The organism is Xenorhabdus beddingii, assembly GCF_002127545.1.
Lineage (GTDB): Bacteria > Pseudomonadota > Gammaproteobacteria > Enterobacterales > Enterobacteriaceae > Xenorhabdus > Xenorhabdus beddingii.
Window position 1 is genome coordinate 1 of sequence record NZ_MUBK01000167.1, and the last position, 461, is coordinate 461.

Genomic DNA, 461 nt, shown 5'->3' on the forward strand with positions numbered 1-461 from the left:
ACTCTTTGGATAGGTCACTTTGTGTTGCTGGATAGCGACCCGTTTCTTGAACGGCTTGGATAGCAGGCACATCTGACGGGCATCATCAAACACAATGCGTGCCTGATCCCGACTCACGGCGGCGGTGTAAATATCCTGCTGTCCGTTCTCCATCACCAGAAACCAGTTCGCCAGTATCGCAGCCACGGTGGACTTGGCATTTTTGCGCGGCACCTGAATGTAGGCGCTGCGGTATTTTCTGCGCCCGGTGGCTTTGACTTTGAAACCGAACAGATTCGCAAAGGCAAACTGCTGCCACGGCTCCAGTATGATTGGCTTACCACGTAAGTGCCCTTTGACGTGCGGACAGAGACGGGAAAAGCCAATAAATCGCCCGACAACCTCCGAATCAAACAGATAAAGCGGGCTATTCAGGTCGTTATAGTAGCGTTTCACCGCTTGTTTCACCCGTTTACAGGCCG

1 protein-coding gene is annotated in these 461 nt (G+C 52.7%); it reads right to left on the minus strand.

The genetic code is table 11. From position 1 onward, the window contains the following. A partial coding sequence (locus Xbed_RS19085) for a terminase large subunit domain-containing protein (protein WP_244182577.1) occupies positions 1 to 461 on the minus strand: 461 nt, incomplete at both ends.